Source organism: Dialister sp., assembly GCF_051885895.1.
GTDB lineage: Bacteria > Bacillota > Negativicutes > Veillonellales > Dialisteraceae > Dialister.
Map to the genome: position 1 here is coordinate 8,344 of NZ_JBJEXP010000113.1, position 6,446 is coordinate 14,789.

General features: G+C 48.4%; 6 protein-coding genes. 2 read left to right on the forward strand and 4 right to left on the reverse strand.

The annotated features are described in order from the left end of the window. The coding region (gene alr / locus ACI4N7_RS09515) for an alanine racemase (protein ID WP_439733124.1) at positions 1-1,126 on the forward strand (1,126 nt) is incomplete at its 5' end. 29 nt (positions 1,127-1,155) lie between these two features. Further along, positions 1,156-2,010 carry a transporter substrate-binding domain-containing protein gene (locus tag ACI4N7_RS09520; protein WP_439733125.1) on the forward strand — a complete coding sequence of 285 codons (855 nt, stop codon included), beginning with the start codon at positions 1,156-1,158 and terminating at the stop codon, positions 2,008-2,010. Between the two features lie 52 nt (positions 2,011-2,062). Here the strand turns inward: ACI4N7_RS09520 and ACI4N7_RS09525 are convergent, their stop codons facing one another. The 4 genes from ACI4N7_RS09525 to ACI4N7_RS09540 form a co-directional block, all read right to left on the reverse strand. Next, positions 2,063-3,439 carry an NAD-dependent succinate-semialdehyde dehydrogenase gene (locus tag ACI4N7_RS09525; protein ID WP_439733126.1) on the reverse strand — a complete coding sequence of 459 codons (1,377 nt, stop codon included), beginning with the start codon at positions 3,437-3,439 and terminating at the stop codon, positions 2,063-2,065. Between the two features lie 171 nt (positions 3,440-3,610). Next, positions 3,611-5,239 (reverse strand): ClC family H(+)/Cl(-) exchange transporter, encoded by a 1,629-nt coding sequence (locus ACI4N7_RS09530; protein WP_439733127.1) that lies wholly within the window; start codon positions 5,237-5,239, stop codon positions 3,611-3,613. A 174-nt stretch (positions 5,240-5,413) separates the two neighbouring features. Beyond that, positions 5,414-6,037, reverse strand: a complete 624-nt coding sequence (locus ACI4N7_RS09535) for a cyclodeaminase/cyclohydrolase family protein (RefSeq protein WP_439733128.1) — start codon at positions 6,035-6,037, stop codon at positions 5,414-5,416. A 185-nt stretch (positions 6,038-6,222) separates the two neighbouring features. Continuing rightward, positions 6,223-6,446, reverse strand: a 224-nt coding sequence (locus ACI4N7_RS09540; protein WP_439733129.1) for a hypothetical protein, incomplete at its 5' end; no start/stop codon positions are given.

Below are 6,446 nucleotides of genomic sequence, written 5' to 3' on the forward strand. Positions count from 1 at the left end.
AAAGGGAAAAGAGATGAAAGAAATGCCTGTTTCTTATCGGATCGTGAATCGTCAGGCAATCCTGTATAATTTGATGACTATCCGAAAATCAGTACCGTCATCAATTGACATGATGGCTGTGATTAAAAATGATGCCTATGGTCATGGTGCTGTAGAGACAGCCTATCTGGCGGAAAAATGCGGCTTTTCATCTCTTGGAACTGCTCGGGTGGATGAGGCGGTGACATTAAGAGAGGCGGGCATTTCTTTACCTTTATTTATTCTGGGAGATGCAGATAGGGAAGATTGGCAAAAAGCTGTCGTATTTAACTTTATTCTCCCCCTGGATAAAGATGCACCGTTGGAGCAGATTCATCAGTGGGCAATGACACAGGGGAAAACGGTATCTGTTATGATTCCGGTAGATACGGGGCTCCATAGAATTGGTATCTCGCCGGAAGAAGTGATTCCTTTTCTTGAAAAAGTGCAGTCGTACTCCAATATCCGGGTTAAAGGCTTTTTTACGCAGCTGGCGGATCCTGAATCAAAGGAAAAGAAAATTTCTTTCAGACAGCTGGAAAGATGGAACTGTGTAAGAAAAGCAGTTGAACATGCTTATCCCGATGGGAAATATATTTTTTCTGCTGCTGACAGTGCTGCCCTGGAAGATATAAAGGAAAGCTGGGGGAATCTGGTTCGTGCAGGAAGCCTTATATATGGTATTCAGCCTTCACAGGATATTAAGAATCCTATTTCTGTTATTCCTGCCATGGAAATTCATAGCCGGGTTACTCATATTTTGAAAGTATCAAAAGGAGAAACGGTTGGGTATGATGGCACATGGACTGCGGAAAAAGATACTTGTCTGGCAGTGATCCCTGTAGGTTATGGGGATGGGTATCGACGAAGCCTTTCAGGGAAGGCTTCTGTGCTGATTGGAGGTCGACGCAGAAAAATACGAGGACTTATCTGCATGGATCAGATGATGGTCGAAGGAGACAGTACTATCAGAGCCGGTGATGAGGTAGTGCTGGTTGGAAAACAGAAGAATGAAAAAATTGAGGCGGAAGAGCTGGCTGACCTGGCTGATGCAAATCCTCATGAATGGCTGGGAGGGTTTCGAAGACTGCCTTTGGTTTGGAGATAAACAGTACAAATAGTAACAGGGAGGAAAACATGATGAAAAAAACGGTAAAAATGATGATTATGGGATTGGCAGCGGCATCCGCTTTGATTATGGCAGCAGGCTGTGGTGGCGAACAGAAAGCTTCATCTTCTGCTTCTTCCAACCCTCAGGCAAATTTGCTTGAACAAATTAAGAAAAAAGGTGAATTAACCGTAGGAACTGCTTCCGGATATCCACCCTATGAATTTATTGATGCATCTAAAAGCGAAAAACAGGTCATTGGTGTAGATATGGATTTGGCTAAGGCTATTGCCGATAAGCTTGGCGTTAAGTTAAAAGTACAGGATTCCAATTTTACATCGCTTCTGTCCTCTTTGTCTGCCGGTAAAGTCGATATGGCAATTGCCGGTATTAATGCAACAGAAGAAAGAAAAAAGACTATGGATTTTTCTGATGGGTACCTTCCTGCCCATGAAAAAATTATGATTCGTAAGTCCGATGCGGATACACTGAAAACGTTAAAAGATTTCAGTGGAAAGAAAGTGGGTGCCCAGAAATCAACCACGGAAGAAAAACTGGCGCAGACAGAATTAAAAGAATCTCAGCTGGTTTCTCTTGACCATGTACCGGATGTGGTACTGGAACTGAAAAACGGTAAAGTAGATGGGCTGGTCATTCAGGATGTGGTGGCTCAGCAGTATCTGGTTTTCAATCCGGATTTGGTTCTGGCTGATATTAATTTTGCTACGTCCAAGGAAATGGATTCTGTAGTGGCTGTACCAAAGGGGAATGCAGATCTGCTTAAGATTGTAAATGAAGTTATTAAGGAAAATACGGATAACGGAAACTTCAATAAATGGGTTGAAGATGCAAGTAAAAAAGCCGTTGAAAATGCAGGAAAATAAACCGGTATACGAAAAAACTCCCCGAGAGGGGAGTTTTTTCGCATACCGTATGTTATTTCGATTCCGGGACATACACCATATGCTCATTCAAGAAGGTGTAGAAACCCAGCTCTGCCAGTTCGCGGCCGTAACCGGAATTCTTGACACCGCCGAAGGGAAGGTCCGGCTGGGTAAGGCAGGGAGCATTGATGATGGTCATGCCGGCCTCGATGCGGCGGGCGGCAGCCTGGGCGCGGTCAAGGTCTCTGGAGAAAACGGTGCTTCCCAGACCGTAGCTGGAATCGTTGGCCAGGGCAATGGCTTCCTCTTCATCCCTGACTTTGAAGACTTCCCCTACCGGGCCGAAAACTTCCTTGTTGTACAGAGGATTATCCCTGGTAATGCCGGTGAGGATGGTGGGCATGACGAAATTTCCCGGATGGTTGACCGGCTTGTTGCCGTAGAGAACCTGAGCGCCGGCCCGGATCCCTGCGTCAATGGCATCCAGTACATCCTTTTTTGCCTGGGCGGAGGAAAGGGGCCCCATGGTGGTATTTTCATCCATGGGATCTCCCAGCTTGACCTGTGAAAATACATCAATCAAATCGGAAACAAAGCGGTCATAGTTCTTTTCGGTCACGATGAATCTCTTGGAAGAAGCGCAGACCTGACCGGCGTTATACAGGCGGGCAGGTGCGATCATACGCTTTACCACATCCATGTCAGCATCATCCAGAATGATGAAGGCATCATTGCCGCCCAGTTCCATGGATGATTTCTTCAGTGCCTTGCCTGCTTCGGAGGCTACCGATGCACCGCCTCTTTCAGAGCCGGTGAGGCAGACGCCGGAAATACGGGGATCAGCAATTGCCTTGGAAACCTGGTCATAGGAAATAAAGAGATTCTTAAAGGCGCCTTCTTCAATACCTGCTTCCTTCACTGCATCTTCAAAGGCCTGGGCGGAAGATGGGCAGATGGAGGCATGCTTGAGGAGCATGGTGTTTCCTGCAATGAAATTGGGGGCAAAAACGCGCATGACCTGGTAGAACGGGAAGTTCCACGGTTCTACTGCAAAAATTACACCGGTGGACTGCTTCAGGTAATAAGCCCGGCCGGAAGCGGTGGGAACAGGTACCGGAGCCATGAATTCTTCACCATGGTCGGCATAATACTCTGCAATGGAAGCACTGAGTTCAACTTCTCCCCGGGATTCGGAAATAATTTTTCCTACTTCTCCGGTGATGATTTTTGCATACTGCTCTTCATTTCTGCGCAGCACGGCGGCTAACCGGCGGAGCTGGGAAATTCTTTCTGCCAGTGCATCGGAAGCTTTCCATTTTTTGTAGAGAGCATGAGCGCTGGCCAGTGCGGTTTCCAGATCGCCGTCTGAAATGAAATCGTAGGTTTTAACTGTTTTTCCCGTATAGGGGTTGATTGTCTGATAAGCCATTATATCCTCCTTCTTGACAGATCACTCTGTCTTTATACCTGTTTGAAACTCTGGGATTATTATATGAAAAAGCGGGTTTTTCAAGAAGTCTCTTTTAGGAAGAAGGCATAAACCTCAGGGTTATGATGGCTGGGGACAATTAAAAAGCGCTGCTGCTGCAGCGCTTTTTAATTATTTTCCTCTTACATGGTCCCGGGGCACCTGTTCCTCGCCCAGACGCTTCAATGATTCGGCATTTCTGCTGGCAGTAAGGATATAGAGAAAATCTTCTGCCTGAAGGCGGATGTCCGGGTCCGGAATAATGCTTTCACCGTGACGCTTGAGGTCGATAATGATAGTCTGTTTCATGCGGGGCACGTCCCGGATTTTCTTTCCTTCCAGGATAGAGCCGCTGCCCACAGGCACCTCTACAATATTTCTTTCCTCTTCGCAGGATTTGTCAGGCTTGGCGGCCAGGGATTTCTTCAGAAGAGCATCGTAGATAGGTTCCCCTTTCAGAAGCTCTGCTGTGATATAGGCCACTGCGCTTCCCAGGGCCAGAGCCATGAGATGGCCGAAGTCACCGGTCATTTCCAGAATGAGGAGCGTTCCTGTAATCGGAGAGCGGACACTGGCGGCAAAAAGGGACACCATGCCGATAATGATAATGTTGGGGGTAAAGACTTCATTAATCAGCTCCAGGGAAACAAGAATGTGGGCTTCTGCAGCTCCCAGCAGGGCACCGATAACAAGGAGAGGAAGGAAGAATCCGCCCGGTACGCCGCAGCCGTAGCTGATAAGGGTAAAAATATATTTCCCTGCCAGCAGGATCAGAAGAAAAGACAGACTGCTGTAGCGGCCTGCTGCCAGCTGGTCTACCAGCCGGTTTCCTCCGCCCAGGACCTGGGGAAGGAAAAATCCGAGAAGGCAGGCAGTGAAAAGAGCGAAGAGAATTTTGACATACTGGTTCCGGAAGCATTTCAGACCGTAAAAGGAACCGGTATGAAGAAGTCCGTAGTTGAAAAGAATGCCTGCAAATCCGGCGGAAATGGCAATCAGCACCACCAGTCCCAGATGCTGGGCAGGCATAGGCACCAGATTGATGAAATGAAAACTGGTATTGTTTCCGAAAAAGAAACGGGTCACGATCGTGGCTGTAATAGCGCTGGTCATGGTGGGGAGGAGGACAGCGCCGGAAAAATTGCGGTGCAGCTCTTCCAGGGCAAACATCATGCCTGCCAGGGGAGCATTGAAGGCAGCAGCCAGACCGGCGCTGGCACCGCTGGTGATGAGGTAGCGCTCCTCCATGCGGGTCCTTCCCAGAAAGCGGGAAATCCCCTGGCCGGCTACGGCACCGATCTGTATGGAAGGCCCTTCGCGGCCCAGGGAAAGCCCGGCACCTATACCCAGGGCACCGGCTATGATTTTGACCCACAGGATGCGGAACCATTTCATTTTATACAGTCCGAGGATTACGCCCTTTACCTGTGGAATGCCGGAGCCTCCCGCCATAGGCGCATAGAGCCCCATGCGGTACAGAAGGAATCCGATGACTGCAAGGGCGGCTATCCATAAACAGATGGGGATGAAATTTTCCTTCGCTGTGGCGGGGATGAGAAATGCATTATACAGGTAAATGCGGAGGGCTTCCGATTCCCCTAAAAGAAAACGGAACAGGCTGATGCAGAGTCCGCCGAAAATACCTACGAATATGCCTTCTATAAACAGACGGAGGCGGAATTTGTGCCAGTTATCCAGGGCAACATAGGTTTCAAAGAGCTGCCGGTTAAGGGACTGGGAAGAAGCAGGTTCTTCTTTCATAATGGCCTCCTTTGCAATTGAGTAAGATGCTGGCGCTTGCGGTGGCTGGCTGTATTTCCGGAGAGGCTGCCCGCTTCTGCGGTCACAGAGCAGAAGCGGATATTCGCTTTCCCTCCGGATGACGGCGGAAAAGGCAGTGTGCAGCACCGCTGCGCCGGGGCGCGAAGCGGACTTTTACAGATCTACCTGATAGGTGAGTACAGCATCGATGGCAGACACCGCATTTTCCCAGGAGGTAATGGTGTCTTTCATTTCATGTTCATAAAATTCATCATCCACGTATTTCATATTGATTTTTACATTAATAATGGAAGCGTGAATGCAGGCAATAGCACTTTGGGCAGCCATGATGGAATCGCTGAGCGCATTTTTATTTCCCTTCAGCAGCAGGTTTGTGAAGCTGGGAAGCAGTTCGCTCATGGTCTGAGCCATCTGCTGAGGCGCGGTAATGGCTTTTTTAAAGGCCTTCAGCTGCTCTTCCTGACGCTTTTCCAGAGGAAGGCTGCGGATGCTGCGGAGCGTTTCCATAAGCTCCAGAAAGTTATCTGCATCTTCGTCCATAAGATCCAGGAATATGGAACGGGCCATATGGAACAGGCCGGCGTATTCTTCTGCCTTTTCATGAAATTCGGCGTAGTTCTTATTGGATGCGGTCAAATGGCATACCATTTCTGCCAGGGCACAGGCCTGGGCGCCAAGAAGACCTGCTGCAGCGCCTCCTCCGGGAGCAGGTGAACGGCTTCCTAAATCATCCAGAAAATCATCAATAGTTCTTTGACGGAACGCTTTCTTTTCCATACATATGCACCTCGATCGGTAAGATTCCCTATGTAGTACCGCTTTTCCCTTCTAAATCGGTAAAACAATGGTTTGTTTATTATTATACATGGTATGAGACAGAAATGGGACAGGAAATTTACAGATTCCCGACGGTATGCAGGAGACGGTATGGAGATATGGGAACAGGCCTGATATCTGCAATTTCAATTCTTCCTTTCATCAGTGCTTTTCCGTTCCGGGGAAATAAAGAAAAAGCCATACATGATGGGAGAGACGGTGGAAAAAGCATTTTTCCCTTTACGGGAGAATCCCTTGACGGGCCATGGGTGATGTGGTACAATAAACAACGTCATATGACGCCTGTCATATGACGCCATATGTGGCGGGTGTGGTGAAGCGGCTAACACGGCGGATTGTGGCTCCGTTA